The organism is Microbacterium endophyticum (assembly GCF_011047135.1).
Taxonomy (GTDB): Bacteria; Actinomycetota; Actinomycetes; order Actinomycetales; family Microbacteriaceae; genus Microbacterium; species Microbacterium endophyticum.
This window is the reverse complement of sequence record NZ_CP049255.1, coordinates 2,615,583-2,632,454: the sequence shown is the minus strand read 5'-3', so window position 1 is coordinate 2,632,454 and position 16,872 is coordinate 2,615,583. Positions and strand designations below refer to the sequence as shown.

The window sequence follows — 16,872 nt, the reverse complement described above, 5'->3', positions numbered from 1 at the left end:
CCACCAGTTTACGTTGATCGTCGTGGGATGATCGACGGATGCAAGCCGACGATTCAGCACGCCGAGAGGCACCGGTTCCCGCCGAAGGAGCGGGTGTCTCGTTCGTGATGCCGGTGCTGAACGAGGTCACTTACCTGGAACGCGCGGTAGAGACCGTGCTTGCCCAAGATGTTCCAGGCCCGACAGAGCTGGTCTTAGCGCTCGGGCCATCAACAGACGGTACGACGCAGCTAGCAGAGCGACTGGCTGACAAAGATGCTCGAATTCGGTTGGTCTTAAACCCCGGTGCCGATATTCCGCGGGGCCTGAATCTCGCGATCTCTGTCAGTACATTGCCGACAATCGTGCGCGTCGATGCGCACTCAGAACTCTCACCCGGGTATACGCGCCGGGCGCTTGAAACGCTCACGCGCGTGGACGCGGCCAACGTGGGTGGTGTCATGCGTGCGGACGGGCGCTCTCCGTTCCAGCGCGCAGTCGCGCGAGCCTACAACTCCCCCATTGGACTCGGCGGCGGGGCTTATCACGGCGGCACTCGTGAAGGCGAAGCGGAGTCCGCGTACCTCGGCGTGATGCGCCGCACCGTCATCGCCGAAGTGGGCGGCTTTGATGAGTCAATTCGACGTGGCGAAGACTGGGAGCTGAATCTTCGTATTCGCAATGCTGGGTACCGAGTGTGGTTCGATCCGGCGCTTTCGGTCACATATTGGCCGCGCGAGAGCTGGGTGCGCCTCGCACAGCAGTTTCGGGCAACAGGTGCGTGGCGCGGTGAGCTCGTACGCCGATTTGGTCGCCGCAATTCACTTCGGTTCTTTGCCCCACCCGCACTCGTGGGCTTTGTTGCGTTGTCTGTTGTGCTCGCGATTCTGCAGGGTGCCCAGCTCGTCACGGGATGGGCGTCGCTTTTGGCCTCGGTGTTTTATATACCGATAGCGCTGTATTGCATCGCTGTGCTGGCTGCCGCAATCGGTCCTGGGGGAGGAAAAGGATGGCGGGACAAACTGTGGACGCTTGCTGTGCTCCCCACGATGCACCTGTCCTGGGGATGTGGTTTTTTGCAGGGCGCACTAACCGGCGCGCGCGACACGGTTGACACCTCCCGGCTCAACGACCGCAACACGCCGCTACCGTAGGCGGGTTACCGCTTCACAAATCCCTGGTCCAAAATACGGGCGACGACACGCTCGGCCGCGTGACCGTCGTCTCGATCGTTGAAGCGCGAGCGCCAGACCGAATATCGCTTTGCGTACGCGGACTGTTGAGAGTTCAAGATTGCATGGGCCAGTTGCTCTTGAGTCTGCACAAGTGGTCCCGGCGCGTGGTCAGCGAGATCAAAGTAAAAGCCACGCAGCTCGCCTCGGAAGTGCTCAAGATCTGGCACGAGAAAGTACATCGGCTTTCCGGTCGCGCTGAAGTCGAACATCACAGACGAGTAGTCGGTGATCAGCGCGTCAGCTGCGAGAAGTAGCTGGGCGGTGTCGGGGAACCCCGTGACGTCTATGACGCGCGCACCATGCGCATCAGAACCGGGGTGCAACGTTCTCGAATGCCCTCGAACAAGAACAACAGCATCCGTGTCCATCGCGAGCTTCTCCGCGTCAACGAAATCGACGATCTGCTCACGATCGTCTCGCCACGTCGGCGCATAGAGCAAGACGCGTTCTTCGGGCTCGATGCCTAACATTTCTCGCACAATGAGTCCGTCCCCGGTGGTCAGCACATCATTGCGGGGATAGCCCTCGACCCACAGCGGCCGGTTTAAGAACGCGTAAGCCTTACGCAGAATGCGGGCCGCAGCGGGGCTTTGTGCGAGGAGAACGTCCCACCGACGAGACTCCCTGATAACGGCGAGCGCCCGTCGAGGATCGAAGCCCGGACGGTGTAAAGCGAGTCGCTTCAGGGGCGTGCCGTGCCATGTCTGGAGCACTCGTTGGCCTTTTCGCCGCACAAAACGCCTGCGCAACCAATCGTTGACGACCAGCAGCTGCGCGCTTGCGCGGGCGTGCCACCACTCCGGGCTACCTTCAACGACAGCGATCGCACCCTCAGGAACGCGAACCGAAAGATCGACGACGCTCCAGTAGCGCACAACCGCGGGGGCGACGCGAGCAAGCTCGGCGTCAATCGCGAGAGGGTTGCAGCTCGCGTTGCGCCCGTAGAAGCTTTCGAAGAACACCGCGTTTTCGAGCTCCGCCGTGCTCCCGGCGTAGCGCCGCTCGAGTGCAGCTTGCCCCTCCGCCGAGGCGTACGCGGGATCAAGAGGTGGGCCGATAGTCACAACGCCGTCGCGAAGAGACGCGCTTACATCGCCGAGAACCGTGCTGCCGATCGAAGTCGAACGAAAGGGGGCCTGTGCATGATCTGCCGACCCGATCACCTCAACACGATAGTCGCCCGACGGTAGGGCCAGCTCAGGCCCGCCCCAACGTGCGGCTCGAAGCGGCATGACAGCCTTCCATGTCTGGCCACGACCGGTGATCACCGCCTGCACGTGCGCGCGTCGACCAACAAGCGACACCCGGTCAGGACGGGCGCCGCTGCCCGACAACAGAAGCGATGCAGTTGGCTCTGCCAAGAATTGTGCGTGAGTCACGCTTTTCCTTTCGGTGCACGATGAGGATTGTGCGCGCCGCTGAGCTTGGAGATTGCGCTGTACACACGCTGAGTATTCTTTCCATCACGATAGGTGTGCACACGTTCGCTCAGCGCGCGCGCGTGCGCTGAGCGCCCGGCCGCCTCGTGCTCGGTACTGAGCACCGCCTGCAGATCGTGCAGCACACCTGCCCAGTCCGTCGCCCATCCGTATTCTCCGGTGACATCACCGTATGTGCCGTAGAAGCCACGACGGGACTGGTATTCATCGAAATCTGGCGCGAAGTAGACAACAGGCAACGGCACGAGAGCCGAGTCGAAGATGAGCGACGAGTAATCAGTCACGAGTACGTCGAATGCAGGCAGCACGGGCGTGACGTTCAAAATGACATCTGCGCCGAGTGCCCTCACACGCGCGCTGGGCACAGGGGGCGCATAGGCTCCGGCGCCCAATGGGTGAGACCGCACGAACAACACTGCATCCTGCTCGTCCAATGCTGCGATAATCTTCTGCCACTCCGCGGCCGTTGGCACAGCAGGGTCGGGTGCACCGTCCCGCCACGTAGGTGCGTAGAGCACGAAGCGAGCGCCAGCATCCGAATTCGTCAGTTCCGAAATCTCTGCGCGAGCTCGCTCACGCCGCTCCGCAGCGGTGGCACGAGAGAGCACATCGACGCGAGGTTCACCGGTCACTGGAACGGCCGCATCCGGGATACCGAACGCTGACTGCAACCGGCCACGAACGAGATGTGATGCAGCGGGAAAAAGCCGAATTCGATGGGTCGCGCTCAGGTACATGAAACGCAGCAGTGCTTTCACCGCTTGAGATCGGGGCAGAATTCCGCTGCGGAGCGTTTCGGGTGAATCAACGCCGATGCGCTTCAGCGGTATTCCATGCCAGAGCTGCACCAGAAATCCACCCGAGACCGTGTATCGGTTCACATCTCCGAAGCCGTGAGTCACGACAATGACGCCGGCACGTGCGGTTGCCCACAGCCCGCGTAGCGAGTGCTTATAGGCAAAGCGGATGCCACGGCGAGCGGCATCCGCAGCTTCTCGCGGAGACGAAATCAGCCACAGCGGATCTTCGCCCTGCTGATGGGCATACTCCCAAAGCTCAAGAGCGCCATCACCGATTCCCACGCCGCATCCGATGACCCACTGGGTCGGATTTCGCGGGATAAATGTCGTCAATACGCGTCCTGCCGCATATAGCGGGATGCGCAGAATTTTTGCTGCATTGCCCGCCCCAAACGAAAAGGACGCCACCCCGCGAGCTTATCGCGAGGTGGCGTCCTTTGAGGTACTTACCCGATCGCTATTCCAGCGTGCCGAGCGTGACGTCTAGCGTCTGCGTTTTTCCGTTTCGAACGACCGTCACCGTTGCATCGCTGCCCGCTGCCGCAGCTCTCACCTGGGCTGTCAAGTCAACTGAGTCAGAAACCGGGACACCGTTGAACGATGTCACGACATCGCCGGCTTGTAACCCGCCTGCCGCGGCGGCCCCGCCCTCGGTGACCTCTGAGATGTAGGCGCCTTCGGTGGTCGCGCCTTCCACGGACGAGGCGTCCTGCACGAGAGCGCCGAGCAAACCGTGCGTCGCTGATCCATTTTCGATCAGTTCATTCGCGACCCGCTCCGCCACATTGGATGGAATGGCGAACCCGACGCCGATGTTTCCTGCCTGGCCGTCACCGGTCGATCCGGACGACGCGATTGCCACGTTGATCCCGATGAGCTTTCCTTCGCTATCGACGAGAGCGCCGCCCGAATTACCAGGGTTGATCGCGGCATCTGTCTGGATAACCGCGATCTTGATCGTCGAGCTCGCGGTGTTCGATCCCTGCGATTCGCCCTGGCCGAAGTCGAATTGGAATGGACTCTGGCCACCTTCCTGCTCCTGCGGACCGGATGAATCGGAGTTGTCTTCTGGAGCGGCGGACGACGCGATCTCGATTGATCTGTTGAGCGCACTCACGATGCCTGTCGTCACCGTATTCGACAGCCCCAGGGGCGCACCGACAGCGATAGCTGTTTCGCCGACGTTAAGGTCGCTCGAATCGGCGAAATCGATCGGGGTGAGGCCAGAAGCGTCATCCAGCTTGATGACTGCGAGGTCGTACGTCGGGTCGGTGCCCACGACTGTCGCACTGTAGACGGATCCATCTGAGGTCGTCACAGAGAGCGTGGGGTCGGCTGTCGCGCCGTCGAGAGTGACAACGTGCGTATTTGTGAGGATGTATCCGTCCTCCGAGAGAACGACGCCTGAGCCGGTACCACCGCTACTTCCGGATGATGCCGATATCGTCACGACGCTCGGCAGTACTTTCGTGGCAACTGCGGTCGCGGTATTGACGTTGTCGGTGTCGTTCACCGTCACTACGGCTGGCGACGAAGCGGCGCCCGAAGCGGTGGTACCCCACAGGCTCATGCCTGCGTACGTACCGCCGAGCCCAGCAGCTCCACCCACGAGCGCTGCCGCAACGAGGAGTCCTACCACTTTGCCCGCCCCGGCCTTTTTCTTTGGCGCGTTCTGGCGAAACTCCTGGTTCATCGGCAACGTCGGTTGCGTGTGGGCCGCTTGCCCGAACGATGCCCCTGGAGTGGGATAAGGGACACCGGCATACGTCGGCATCGCTGGCTGCTTCACCGCCGGCTCAGCACCACCGGCCTGCCCCGGCAGCGGGGGCCGAGGCGGCACCGGCGCCGATGCGGCGGGTGTACCTGGTGCCCCGGGAGCAGCGGCTGCTGCCTGAGGCGACTGGCTCGCGGGCGTCGCACCGTCGGTGGTTGACGCGTCCTGGGCGGATGCTGCAGGTGACTTCTCTGGGCTGATGCCCTCGTTCTCGCTCATAGGTGCTCCTTCTGACAAGCGCTCTCAGACTGTCGCCCGAGTCTGTGTGTTTCTTATGGCCCGAATGGGATGCGCCTATGCGACTAGCGTGTAGTCGATGCGAGACATTCCTGGCGCGTGGCGCCGCACCGCTGCAGGCGCGGGACTCCTTTCCCCCGCCGGCTCACCCATACCCACCATCTTCGCCGAGATGACGGCCCTCGCGGCCAAAACCGGCGCAATAAATCTGGGCCAAGGTTTCCCCGATGAAGACGGGCCGACGGAGGTTCTGGAACGAGCTCGAGCGGCTATCTCCGAAGGTACAAATCAATACCCTCCAGGGCGCGGTGTGCCGGATCTGCGCTTGGCTATCAGCGAGCACCAGGCACGTTTCTACAACATCCCCGTTGACCCGGATCAGAACGTACTCGTCACAGCAGGGGCAACCGAAGCACTCGCCGCCGCGCTGCTGGCGCTCATTGACGGCCCAGATGACGAGGTCGTTGTTTTCGAGCCCTTTTACGATTCCTATGCAGCATGTGTCGCGCTAAGTGGCGCGAAGCTTGTCGGCGTTCCACTGAAATGGCCAGATTTTCAACCGGACCTCGACGAGCTCAAACGCGCAGTGAATGACCGTACGCGCATCATCCTCGTCAACGATCCGCACAATCCGACCGGAGCCGTTTTCGCTTCAGAGGTGCACGACGAGATCGTGCGCCTTGCCAATCGCCATGACGCCGTCGTCGTCACTGATGAGGTCTACGAGCACCTCGTTTTCGACGGCGGAGTACACACTCCTCTCGCCACTCGCGAAGATGCAGCGTCTCGCACCCTCTCGATTTCTTCGGCGGGCAAGACCTTCGCGACGACCGGGTGGAAGATCGGTTGGATCACGGGTCCGCCGGAGCTGATCGACGCGGTCGTGGCAGTCAAACAGTTTTTAACCTACGCGAACGGCGCACCGTTTCAACCCGCAATCGCAACGGGTCTGCGCCTTCCGGATGGCTACTTCGATCAGCTCGCTGCCACCCTCGGTGCCAAGCGCGATTTACTCGTCAACGGCCTGCAAGACGCGGGATTCAAGGTTTCCATCCCGGCAGGCACGTACTTCACAGTGGCGGACGCGGGACCCCTTGGAGCGACGGATGCCGCGGACTTTTGTCGCGAAATCGCCCGCACCGCCGGAGTTGCCGCGATCCCGCTCACCGCATTCACGACGCCACGTCACCGTGCGGAGTATGCGACGCTCTTGCGATTCGCGGCGTGCAAGCGACGAGAAGTTCTCGTCGAAGCTTCATCGCGGCTTCAGTGGCTGAGTGGCTGAGGGGATTCACGTCAGCGGCATAACCCGGTAGCGGCGCAGCGCGAGAGCCGGGTTGATCTCACGCGTTCGTGCGATCAACTCGGTGTGGAGATGGGCCACCGCAATGTTCGTTCCGGTACCGACCGATGCGATGCTGACCCCCGTGGGGTCGAGCACACTCGAATGCCCCACTCCGAGTGGTGGCGCGTGATCGGCAGCTACGAGATACACGGTGTTCTCGATCGCACGCGCGGCTAAAAGCGTCTTCCAGTGATGTTCTTTGAGCGGGCCGCGTACCCACTCAGCAGCAACGACAACGACATCGACTCCCGCGTCAACGAGCACCCGCGTCACCTCGGGGAATCGTAGGTCATAGCAGGTCATAGTGCCGAAGCGCATTCCGCCCACGACGAACGTCTGCGGCGCTTCCAACTCCCCCGGCTCAACCCAATCGCTCTCTTGCTGGCCGAAAGCGTCGTACAGGTGCTGTTTGCGATATCTGGTCTGTAAGCCCTTAGCGTTCACTACAACGACGGTGTTGCGGATGCGGCGATCGTCGTCAGCTTTTTCGAGGAGGCCGGCGACGATGTGGAGGTCGAACTTCTCAGCGATTTCAGTGAGTCGCCTTACGAATGGGCCGTCGAGTGGCTCGGCGTGAGCGCGCAAGGAAGAATCAAACGGATCGACGAAATAGCTCGAGTACTCCGGAAACACCACGACGCGCGCCCCGCGATCCGCGGCATCCCTCGACATTGACGAGATGACGCTCAGATTGGCCTCTGCGTCGCCAGTCGGGGAGAACTGCGCGACCGCTACTGCGACGTACTGCTGCGACATGGATGCCTCCTGCGACCATCCTGGCGATGACGACGGAGATCGGCAAACTGGCCACGATTGGCACAGTCGGGAAAGCCGTGCTAGGTTTATCTCTTGTGCCGCGGGGTGGAGCAGTTCGGTAGCTCGCTGGGCTCATAACCCAGAGGTCGTAGGTTCAAATCCTGCCCCCGCAACCAATATGAGAAAAGGCGTCCGATTCGGACGCCTTTTCTTTTTGCCTAGAACACGCTCTATCTGCGCTATTGAGTGTCCTCGATGCGTTGCGAGAGTTCGCTTAAGAATCGCCCGATGACAGCAAGATCTTGATCGTTATATTGCTCGACCACGTCGCGAATGGGCGACATCCTCGTACCGAAGTGCTCACCGAACGTTTGTCGTAACGACTTCGTCAGAACCACGATCCGGGAGCGTCGGTCGTGAGGATGCCGATGCCTTTCCACAAATCCGGCCGCGGTCAGCCTGTCGAGGAGCTTCGTCGTGGAAGCCGTTGAGATATGCAGATGCCGCGCAACATCGTGAGGACTCACTGACTCTCCCCGCTCCTCGCGGATCACCATCATGCGCAGAGCGGCGAGATCCGTGCCATTCATCCCCATCGCATCCTTGAGGGCGCCATGCATGCGGTCCAGGGAGTCTGTCAGCGAACGCAAAGCAAGTAGTGTTTCTCGCACGCGCTCGTCATGCGTGATCTCTACCGATGATCCTGCGTTCATGTGGACACCTCCCCTCACCCGTTGTAGCATCATCAGTGAATTATTGCTAGTTTAGCTAGCGAGTATCTGGAGGAGAAATGTCAGTTTCAGAAGAGGTAGTTCTCCTCGATGAGGACGGACGCGCGACGGGAACTGCCTCCAAAATCAGCGTGCACGGCATCGACACTCCACTCCACCTAGCGTTTTCTTGCCATGTTCTGAACGCGCGAGGAGAAGTCCTCGTTACCCGACGAGCGCTCACAAAGCTCACCTGGCCGGGAGTCTGGACAAACTCGTTTTGCGGTCACCCACAGCCCGGGGAAGACATGGCGGATGCCGTGAAGCGTCGCGCCGCGTTCGAACTGGGTCTCGAGATATCGCAGCTATCGCTTGAGCTTCCCGACTTCCGCTACCGCGCCGTCGACGCGAGTGGAATCGTCGAGAACGAAATATGTCCCGTGTTCATCGCGCGCGCCGACGTTGACCCTCAACTCAATCCTCACGAGGTGGTCGACTCCAAATGGGCGACGCCCGATACCGTCGCTGCAGCACTGACCGCAACGCCCTGGGCATTCAGCCCGTGGCTGGTGTTGCAGGCTCAGCAGCTTCGCCTGTTCACTGAAGCGCTTACGCACGCGGATGCCTCATGATCACGCTGACACACAGCGAAGATCTCACCCTCGTCGATAGAGCCATAGACGGCGCGATCGACCGCATCTGTGAGCGCTCTCGCGCGTACGGCGAGAGTGCTCAAGCGCTCGCGGAGGCTATTCGTCGAGCCGCATTGGGCGGAAAGCGATTCCGTCCTCTCCTCGTTTCGGCAAGTTTCAACGCGTTCGGTGGAAACGCGGCTGCGGAAGACGGCATGCCGGCGATCGCCGCGGCTTTCGAGCTGCTTCACACCGCTTTTGTTGTCCATGATGACGTCATCGATCACGACACTATGCGCCGCGGCCAGCTGAATATCGCGGGCACGTTTTCCGCCCGCGCCCAGTCGCAAGGGGCGAACCTCGCCGGGTCGTTACTTTTCGGGGAGGCCGCGGCAATCCTGGCCGGCGATCTGCTTCTCCATGAAGCGAACCGCCTTGTAGCGCTCGCACCCCTCCGTGGCGACGCGCGAACGAAAATTATCGACCTCATCGACGACGCCGTGTTTGTGTCAGCCGTGGGTGAGCTCTCAGACGTGGAGAATTCGGTCACCGGAAAAAGCACACGCACTGAATCGCTTATCGCCACGGCACACGATAAAACTGCGGTGTACTCATTTAGCTCCCCGCTTCGTGCAGGTGCGCTTCTCGCTGGCGCGGATGAAGCCGCGATCGCCGCAGTAGGAAAGGCTGGCTCTAGCCTTGGCCTCGCGTTTCAGCTTGTAGATGACCTCATCGGAGCGTTCGGTACTCAGCAGCAGGCGGGACGCGAGCCCGGCGCCGATCTTCGAGAATCGAAGCAGACTGCGCTCATCGCACTCGCCCGTCAGACGACGGCATGGCCGAGGGTGAGCGCTGCTCTCTCGCAGGCGCACACGGGCCCGGTCGCAGTTCGAGAAGCCCAACATGCAATCGCTGAGTCAGGTGCGAGGGATGAACTGATGAATCTGGTCATCCGCACAATTCGAACCGCACGTGAGCAGTCGGAAGCGAGCGCGCTGCCCCCTCGGGTCGAAGCCTTGCTGGCAGATATCGCCAACGCCGTAGAGGAGCGAATCCCGTGACATCGGAACCGACCGGGCTCAGCCTGTACGACCACACGTCGGCACAGGCATCAGCGGTGGTGATCTCTGCCTATTCGACGTCTTTCGCGCTCGCGTGCCGCATGCTCGGGCCGCGAGTTCGAAGCCACGTTCGTGCCATCTACGCGCTCGTGCGAGTGGCAGACGAGATCGTCGACGGTCCAGGTTCAGAGGCGGGCCTCTCGCCCGAAGCGGAACGAGACGTGCTCGACCAGTTGGAAGCTGAGACGATCGCGGCGATTGATCGAGGCTTCAGCTCAAATCTGATCGTCCACTCGTTTGCGCGTACCGCTCGCGAATGCGGTATCGGGATCGATCAGATCGGGCCGTTTTTTGACTCGATGCGCACCGATATCACAAAAGATGTGCATGATGACCTATCTCACGACGTCTATGTCTACGGGTCGGCTGAAGTGGTAGGCCTCATGTGCGTGTACGTCTTCATAAATGCCGGCGGTGTTCGTCCGATTGCGCCGGCACCCGAGCTAATCAACGGCGCTCGACGACTCGGCGCAGCTTTCCAAGACGTGAATTTTCTGCGCGACATCGAGCATGACCAGTCCACACTCGGGCGCAATTATCTAGCCATCACGGATGCCGCGTCCCGTACTCGTGCGTTGGATCGAATCGACGCGGATCTCAAAGCGGCCGCTGATGTCGTCGGGCTATTGCCGCCCGATTGTCGCCGAGCGGTCTCTCTCGCACACGATCTTTTCGCCGAACTCTCCCAACGACTGCGTAAGGAAGGTCCAACTGTGCGTCGAGTACGTATCCCCGATGGACGTAAAGCCACGATTGCAGCCCAAGCGTGGCTGCGTCGCGGTCCGAGGAGTGGCCGCTCATGAGCGGTCATGGGAAGAGTGCAATTGTCATCGGGGGCGGAATCGCAGGACTTGCCACGTCCGCACTTCTCGGCCGTGAGGGATACAGCGTCACCCTGTGCGAAGCACATGACGACCTTGGTGGTCGTGCGGGAACATGGGAGCACGACGGCTTCCGTTTCGACACCGGCCCGAGCTGGTATCTCATGCCTGAAGTTTTCGAGCACTTCTTCCGACTCCTCGGCACCTCCGCAGAAGAACAGCTCGACCTCGCCCCGCTTGTGCCCGCATACCGGGTCTACTCCGAACCTTCAGAATCCGGCTCCACACGCTCAGTCGATGTGGTCTCGGGACGAGCTGAGGCAATCGACCTTTTTGAACAGATCGAGCCCGGCGCGGGCGTCCGCATCGACGAGTATCTCGACTCCGCGGGCGATGCGTATGACCTTGCCATATCGAGGTTTCTCTACGATACCTATGAGACGAAGGCGGGGCTCATCGACCCAACGCTGCTGCGCAGACTCCCTCAGCTCGTTCCGCTGCTGACACGGAATCTGGCAGCACACATCGATAAAAAGTTCACCGATCCTCAGCTCCAAAAGATCTTGGCGTACCCCGCAGTCTTCCTCGGCGGCTCACCCTACGGTGTGCCGAGCCTTTACCATCTGATGAGCCACTTGGATCTTGATGACGGCGTGCGGTACCCACGGGGCGGCTTCGTGACGGTCATCGAAGCCATCGCGAACCTTGCACGCGCGCAAGGCGTTCATCTGCGCACGAACGCACCAGTCAAGCGGATTCGAACCCGGAATGGGCGCGCTCTGGGTGTGACGCTCGAGACGGGCGAAGAAATTTCCGCGGACCTCGTCGTGTCAACGGCCGATCTGCACCACACCGAGACTGCCCTTCTCGAGCCGAGCGAACAAAGCTATCCGCAGAAGTGGTGGGATAAACGCGTTCCCAGTCCTGGCGCCCTCCTCATCCTGCTCGGCGTACGCGGATCGCTGCCTGAGTTGCCACATCACACGCTGTTATTCGCTGACGACTGGCGTTCAAATTTCGAGGCGATTTTCGGAACCGATACGCATATTCCGGATCCGGCATCCATCTATATCTGTCGCCCTAGCGCAACCGACGACACCGTCGCACCGGCTGATCACGAGAACCTCTTCGTCTTGGTCCCAATTCCCGCCGACCCCACACTCGGACATGGCGGAACCGAAGGCAGCGGTGACGAAACTATCGAGCACGCCGCTGACGCCGTTATCGCTCAGATTTCGAGTTGGTGCGGCGTCACAGATCTCGCCGAGCGTGTTGTCGTGCGTCGCACCATCGGTCCAGCTGACTTTTTGGATGACTTGAATTCGTGGCGGGGAAACTCGCTCGGGCTCGCTCACACTCTCGGCCAGAGCGCTTTTTTCCGGCCGGGGAATGTGTCGAAGAAAGTAGATGGCCTTTACTACGCGGGCACCTCTGCGCTCCCCGGCATCGGCCTTCCGATGTGTTTGATCTCGGCCGAGCTCGTGATCAAGCGTCTTCGCGGGGATCGAACAGCCGGTCCCCTACCTGAACCTGCGGGCTCGGAGGTCTGACGTGCCGGGCATCTACCTCGGCGCACTGCTCGTCAGCTTCGCAGGCGTCGCCGTGCTCGATGCCCGATTTCGACTCGTTTTTGCGAGCGCCCCCATCCGGACAGTCGCGACGACGCTCATCGCCGTGGGATTTTTCCTCCTCTGGGATGCTGCGGGAATCCTCAACGAGATCTTCTTGAAAGGCGACAGCCAGCTTTTCATCGGCATCGATCTCGCTCCCGACCTTCCACTCGAAGAGCCAATCTTTCTCGCCTTCCTCTGTTATTTATCGCTCGTGATCTGGAGCGCGATCATGCGAGCACTCAACCGACGCTCCGAGGCGAAGGAGCAGTCGTGACGTACCAGGTTCTCATCCTTCCTTTTCTTGCGGCAGCGGCGATACTCACGCTTCTGAGTGCGCTCCGGCCGCATTTTGGCAAGCGGATGATCGCCTCGACGATCGCAGCGGTGATCTTGCTCGCGCTCACCGCTGTCTTTGACAACGTCATGATTGGAGCTGGACTGGTCAAGTACCCCGAAGAGAACGTCAGCGGGATCGCGATAGGCCTCGCTCCGATTGAGGATTTCGCCTACACGCTGTGTGCCGCTTATGGCGTGCCAGCGCTCTTCGTTTTGCTGAGCAGAAAGAAGACCACGTGACCACGCCCGCACGCCAGAGAGGCGTTCTCGCAACACTCTTCGTATCGTCTCGACCCGTGAGTTGGGTGAATACGGCCTACCCATTCGCTGCAGCATGGCTGCTCGCCGCGCGTGAAGTCGACGTGACGCTCATCGTCGGCACGCTCTTCTTCCTCGTGCCCTACAACCTGGCAATGTACGGGATAAACGACGTATTCGACTACGAGTCGGACACGCGAAACCCTCGCAAAGGCGGGGCACACGGCGCAATACTTGACCGCGGCATGCACAAGATCACGCTCTGGGCGGCCGGCCTCTCGTGCCTGCCGTTCGTCGTGTATCTCGTCATCGCGGGGAGTCCTCTTTCATGGCTGGTATTGGCGCTGAGCCTCTTTTTCGTCGTGTTTTACTCGGCACCGCCGCTCCGCCTGAAAGAGGTTCCCTTCGCTGACTCGATGACAAGCAGCATCCACTTCTTCTCACCGGCGGTGTACGCCCTCGTGCTCGCAAATGCAGTCTGGACTCCAGCTCTCGTCGCGATCATCGTCGCCTTCGCGCTCTGGGGTGTTGCATCGCACGCATTCGGTGCCGTGCAGGATGTCGTGGCCGATCGCGAGGCTGGTATTTCATCGATCGCTACAGCGCGCGGAGCACGGTGGACTGCCCGCTTCGCTCTCGCCTGCTATGCGGCGTCGGGAGTCGTGATCCTCTTCGCGGCATGGCCCGGTCAGCTAGCAGCAATCCTGGTCGCGCCGTACCTCATTGCGGTGTGGCCGTACCGCTCGATCACAGATGCCGATGCGCACGAAGCGACAGCTGGATGGCGCCGCTTTCTTTGGCTCAACCAGATCGCGGGCTTCGGTGTGACGATGCTGCTGATTTGGTACGTCGTGATCACCGCGTGACCACGACGTACCGCGTCAGCTACTGAGAACCGTCGAGCTCGAGCAGTGTGTTGATCGCATCCGTCAGACGGGCATCGGCTTCACCGTACGCGGTCCAGTCGGAAGACTGCAGTGCGGTGTTACGGTCGACCATCGCTTGACGTGCCTCTTCGAGAGCTGCCTCGTACTCGGTTGCGGGAACCACGATCTCATCGGTGCCGCCGCCGGTTGAGTCGGTGCCGTCTGTCGTGTCGGTGCCGCCGCCCGAGCCGTCCGTCGTGCCGTCATCAGGCGCAACTTCCTCGTCACCAGCATTGGCTCCAGAGTCGCCGCCGAACAACGCATCAAGCGCATCGTTGAGGGTGTCCTCGAATGCAACCTCGTTACCGAAGGCAACGAGCACTTTCTGAAGCTGCGGCAGCTGAGTTCCACTGGATGCCTGCACGAACACCGGTTGCACATAGAGGAAACCACCGCCGACAGGGAGCGTGAGCAGGTTGCCGTTGATAACGTCCGACTGACCCTGCTTCAGGATGTTGATCTGCGATGAAATCGCAGTATCCGAGTTGAACGTGTTCTGAACCTGGCCGGGTCCTGGAACAGTCGTATCGGCGTCGATTTCCAGCATTCGAAGCTTGCCGTAGTCCTCACCGACAACCCCGTCCTCGCTGCCTGCGTCAGAGTCCACGGCGAGGTAGCCCATCAGCACGTTGCGGGAGTTGGTCCCGCTGGCTTCTGGAATGAAGCTCGTGAACATCGAGTACGTCGGAGATTCTTGTCCCGGCATCCGCATCGTCAAGTAATACGGCGGCTGAAGAAGCTGGTCGCTCTGGGGATCGTTCGGCGTCACCCAACGGTTGTCGCTCTGGTAGAACGATTGGGCATCATCAACGTGGTACTGACCGAGCATGGCGCGCTGCACCTTGAACAGGTCTGTGGGGTATCGCACGTGACTCATGAGCTCACCGCTCATCTCGCTGATCGGCTTCACCGTCGACGGATAAACCTTCTGCCACGTCTCAAGTACCGGATCCTCCTCGTCCCACGCATACAACGTCACGCTGCCGTCGTAGGCGTCGACAGTCGCCTTCACCGAGTTGCGGATGTAGTTGATGTCGTCGAGTTGGTATGTCGGCGCAGTGTTGTTCGTGTCAGCAATTGCCTGAGAGAGGCTCTGTGCCGTCGAGTAGGGATATGCGTCGCTTGTCGTATAGCCGTCGACGATCCAAACTATCCGACCATCCACGACGCTCGGATACGGGTCGGAGTCAAGTGTCAGATAGGGCGCGACTTTTTGAACACGATCGATAGGGTCGCGGTCGTAAAGAATCTGCGAGTCTTCGTTCACATAGTCGGAGAAGAGGATCTGCTCGGACTGGAACTTGAGAGCGTAGAGCAAACGGTTGAAGACGTTTCCAACGCTCGGGCCGCCGTCACCCGTGAAGGTCGTCTTGGTTTCGCTGGAGCCATCCGCGCCCGAGGGGTAATCGAGCTCGATCGGCTCGGTCGAGTCCGATCCGCCCACAATCGAGTAGGTCGGTGATGACTCACCGAAATACACGCGAGGTTCGAAATCATCAGACGACAAGAACCCGGATGCGGGAATACCGCTTTCGATGAAAACGGGGTCCCCGTCGGTTGTGCGCTCGTTGCCCTTGGCTACCACCATGCCGTAGCCGTGTGTGTAAACGAGAGTCGTGTTCTGCCAGGACGCGGCCGAGTCGAGCGCGTTCATGTTGAGGTCGCGGACCGAAACGATCGTGTCCTGCGACTCGCCGTCGATCTCGTAGCGGTCGACATCGAGGGGTGAAGAGAACTGATAGTACGCGCGGTACTGCTGCAGCTGGCTCACAGTCGGATTGATGATCGCCGGGTCCATGATACGAATGGACGCCGTTGTCTCAGCGTCTGCGCGCAACTGACCAGCTTCGGCATCCGTGACGGCGTCGTAGTTGGTCTTCTCAAGGCCATCGATCCCGAAGGCTTCTTTCGTCGAGTCGATGTTTCGCTGATAGTAATCGCGCTCGAGGGCGAGCTGGTTCGGCTGAACCTGCACCGTGTTCAATACCCATGGGTAACCGACGCCCACAACGAGTGATGAAACGATCAGCAGCGCGGTGGCGATGAGTGGGTACCGCCAGCGACCGATCGCCGCGGTCACGAAGAAGAGAATCGCAACAATCGCGGCAACAACGGAAAGAATCGCGAGTCCGGGAATCACAGCGTTGACGCCGGTGTAGCCGGGGCCCGTAATGCGGCTGCCTGCCTCGGTCAGCGTCTTGTATCGATCAAGGAAAAGGCTCGCTGCCTGCAGAAGAAGATAAATGCCCGCCAGAATCGCGACCTGGATGCGGGCGGCTTTCGAGATCCGGAGTTCGCGCTGACCCACGCGGACAGATCCATAAAGGTAAGTGACCGCTGCCGTCACCAGAAGACTGATCAGAATCGTTGCCGACGCAAACCCGAGAACGCTCGAATAGAACGGCAGGGCGAAGAGGTAGAACCCGGTGTCGAGATTGAACTGCGGGTCCGTCACGGACGTCTGGACACCATTGATCCAGAGCGCGGTCGTCTCCCATCCGGCAGATGCGGCAAAACCAGCAAAGAAACCGAAGAAGACGGGGATGCCCCACGTTGCGAGCCGTCGAAGCGGCTCAACAACCTCTTGGTAGCGGTCGAGTTGGGAGCTCAACCGCACGTACACCGGCCGCAATCGATACGCCAAGGTGATTGAAAGCCAGACCGGAACTGCCATTGCAACGAATCCGATGACGAACATCACGACCCGCGCGACCCACTGCGTGAGCAGGACCGATTCGAATCCGAGCTGGGCGAACCACAGCCAATCGGTGTAGAGGCTGGCAAATATGAAGAACGCCACCACGATTGCCGCGATAACCACGAAGGAGATCGCAATAATACGACGGGAACGTGAGGGCGTGGCCGGTGTCGGCGCTGAGGTCGAGGTCAC

General features: G+C 60.6%; 15 protein-coding genes and 1 tRNA gene. 10 read left to right on the top strand and 6 right to left on the bottom strand.

Features of this window, described 5'->3' with window-relative positions:
* Positions 1 to 38 precede the first annotated feature (38 nt).
* Positions 39 to 1,133: a glycosyltransferase family 2 protein gene (locus tag G6N83_RS12270; RefSeq protein WP_165142449.1), complete on the top strand. Its 1,095-nt coding sequence runs from the start codon at positions 39 to 41 to the stop codon at positions 1,131 to 1,133.
* A 5-nt stretch (positions 1,134 to 1,138) separates the two neighbouring features.
* Here G6N83_RS12270 and G6N83_RS12265 read toward each other — a convergent pair whose 3' ends face one another.
* Genes G6N83_RS12265 through G6N83_RS12255 form a run of 3 tightly spaced genes read right to left on the bottom strand, consistent with a single transcriptional unit; the run spans position 1,139 to position 5,446 of the window.
* Positions 1,139 to 2,593 carry a CDP-glycerol glycerophosphotransferase family protein gene (locus tag G6N83_RS12265; protein WP_165142447.1) on the bottom strand — a complete coding sequence of 485 codons (1,455 nt, stop codon included), beginning with the start codon at positions 2,591 to 2,593 and terminating at the stop codon, positions 1,139 to 1,141.
* Complete coding sequence (locus tag G6N83_RS12260) at positions 2,590 to 3,861, bottom strand: CDP-glycerol glycerophosphotransferase family protein (RefSeq protein ID WP_165142445.1); 1,272 nt, start codon at positions 3,859 to 3,861, stop codon at positions 2,590 to 2,592. Before G6N83_RS12260 ends, G6N83_RS12265 begins: the two co-directional genes overlap by 4 nt.
* Positions 3,862 to 3,910: 49 nt before the next feature.
* Positions 3,911 to 5,446, bottom strand: a complete 1,536-nt coding sequence (locus tag G6N83_RS12255; protein ID WP_165142443.1) for a S1C family serine protease — start codon at positions 5,444 to 5,446, stop codon at positions 3,911 to 3,913.
* A 97-nt stretch (positions 5,447 to 5,543) separates the two neighbouring features.
* Between G6N83_RS12255 and G6N83_RS12250 the strand changes: the two genes are divergently transcribed.
* Complete coding sequence (locus G6N83_RS12250; protein ID WP_165142441.1) at positions 5,544 to 6,749, top strand: aminotransferase class I/II-fold pyridoxal phosphate-dependent enzyme; 1,206 nt, start codon at positions 5,544 to 5,546, stop codon at positions 6,747 to 6,749.
* Between the two features lie 6 nt (positions 6,750 to 6,755).
* Here G6N83_RS12250 and G6N83_RS12245 read toward each other — a convergent pair whose 3' ends face one another.
* A complete protein-coding gene (locus tag G6N83_RS12245) occupies positions 6,756 to 7,565 on the bottom strand; it encodes a carbon-nitrogen hydrolase family protein (RefSeq protein ID WP_165142439.1) in 810 nt (269 codons plus the stop codon).
* Positions 7,566 to 7,664: 99 nt separating this feature from the next.
* Between G6N83_RS12245 and G6N83_RS12240 the strand changes: the two genes are divergently transcribed.
* Positions 7,665 to 7,741: transfer RNA gene (locus G6N83_RS12240), tRNA-Met, on the top strand.
* Between the two features lie 63 nt (positions 7,742 to 7,804).
* Here the strand turns inward: G6N83_RS12240 and G6N83_RS12235 are convergent.
* Positions 7,805 to 8,278 (bottom strand): MarR family winged helix-turn-helix transcriptional regulator, encoded by a 474-nt coding sequence (locus G6N83_RS12235; RefSeq protein WP_165142437.1) that lies wholly within the window; start codon positions 8,276 to 8,278, stop codon positions 7,805 to 7,807.
* Between the two features lie 77 nt (positions 8,279 to 8,355).
* On the opposite strand from G6N83_RS12235, the gene idi reads away from it, so the two are divergent.
* From idi to G6N83_RS12200, 7 genes are read left to right on the top strand one after another with little or no spacing between them, the layout of a single operon-like run.
* Positions 8,356 to 8,907 carry an isopentenyl-diphosphate Delta-isomerase gene (gene idi / locus G6N83_RS12230; protein ID WP_165142435.1) on the top strand — a complete coding sequence of 184 codons (552 nt, stop codon included), beginning with the start codon at positions 8,356 to 8,358 and terminating at the stop codon, positions 8,905 to 8,907.
* A complete protein-coding gene (locus tag G6N83_RS12225; protein ID WP_165142433.1) occupies positions 8,904 to 9,968 on the top strand; it encodes a polyprenyl synthetase family protein in 1,065 nt (354 codons plus the stop codon). The genes idi and G6N83_RS12225 overlap by 4 nt, the downstream gene beginning before the upstream one ends.
* Positions 9,965 to 10,831, top strand: coding sequence for a phytoene/squalene synthase family protein (locus tag G6N83_RS12220; protein ID WP_165142431.1), 867 nt, complete (start codon positions 9,965 to 9,967; stop codon positions 10,829 to 10,831). The genes G6N83_RS12225 and G6N83_RS12220 overlap by 4 nt, the downstream gene beginning before the upstream one ends.
* Positions 10,828 to 12,399, top strand: coding sequence for a phytoene desaturase family protein (gene crtI, locus G6N83_RS12215; RefSeq protein ID WP_165142429.1), 1,572 nt, complete (start codon positions 10,828 to 10,830; stop codon positions 12,397 to 12,399). The genes G6N83_RS12220 and crtI overlap by 4 nt, the downstream gene beginning before the upstream one ends.
* A 1-nt stretch (position 12,400) precedes the next feature.
* Positions 12,401 to 12,736 (top strand): lycopene cyclase domain-containing protein, encoded by a 336-nt coding sequence (locus G6N83_RS12210; protein ID WP_165142427.1) that lies wholly within the window; start codon positions 12,401 to 12,403, stop codon positions 12,734 to 12,736.
* Positions 12,733 to 13,038, top strand: coding sequence for a lycopene cyclase domain-containing protein (locus G6N83_RS12205; protein ID WP_165142425.1), 306 nt, complete (start codon positions 12,733 to 12,735; stop codon positions 13,036 to 13,038). Before G6N83_RS12210 ends, G6N83_RS12205 begins: the two co-directional genes overlap by 4 nt.
* Positions 13,035 to 13,922 (top strand): prenyltransferase, encoded by an 888-nt coding sequence (locus G6N83_RS12200; RefSeq protein ID WP_165142423.1) that lies wholly within the window; start codon positions 13,035 to 13,037, stop codon positions 13,920 to 13,922. The genes G6N83_RS12205 and G6N83_RS12200 overlap by 4 nt, the downstream gene beginning before the upstream one ends.
* A 19-nt stretch (positions 13,923 to 13,941) precedes the next feature.
* Here the strand turns inward: G6N83_RS12200 and G6N83_RS12195 are convergent, their stop codons facing one another.
* Positions 13,942 to 16,872: a UPF0182 family membrane protein gene (locus G6N83_RS12195; RefSeq protein ID WP_165142421.1), complete on the bottom strand. Its 2,931-nt coding sequence runs from the start codon at positions 16,870 to 16,872 to the stop codon at positions 13,942 to 13,944.

What these genes read in the sequence shown, in the direction of transcription:
- G6N83_RS12270 (WP_165142449.1), top strand. Translation starts at nt 39, where the DNA reads ATGCAAGCCGACGATTCAGCACGCCGAGAGGCACCGGTTCCCGCCGAA.
- G6N83_RS12255 (WP_165142443.1), bottom strand. Translation starts at nt 5,446, where the DNA reads ATGAGCGAGAACGAGGGCATCAGCCCAGAGAAGTCACCTGCAGCATCC.
- G6N83_RS12250 (WP_165142441.1), top strand. Translation starts at nt 5,544, where the DNA reads ATGCGAGACATTCCTGGCGCGTGGCGCCGCACCGCTGCAGGCGCGGGA.
- G6N83_RS12245 (WP_165142439.1), bottom strand. Translation starts at nt 7,565, where the DNA reads ATGTCGCAGCAGTACGTCGCAGTAGCGGTCGCGCAGTTCTCCCCGACT.
- G6N83_RS12235 (WP_165142437.1), bottom strand. Translation starts at nt 8,278, where the DNA reads ATGAACGCAGGATCATCGGTAGAGATCACGCATGACGAGCGCGTGCGA.
- idi (WP_165142435.1), top strand. Translation starts at nt 8,356, where the DNA reads ATGTCAGTTTCAGAAGAGGTAGTTCTCCTCGATGAGGACGGACGCGCG.
- G6N83_RS12225 (WP_165142433.1), top strand. Translation starts at nt 8,904, where the DNA reads ATGATCACGCTGACACACAGCGAAGATCTCACCCTCGTCGATAGAGCC.
- crtI (WP_165142429.1), top strand. Translation starts at nt 10,828, where the DNA reads ATGAGCGGTCATGGGAAGAGTGCAATTGTCATCGGGGGCGGAATCGCA.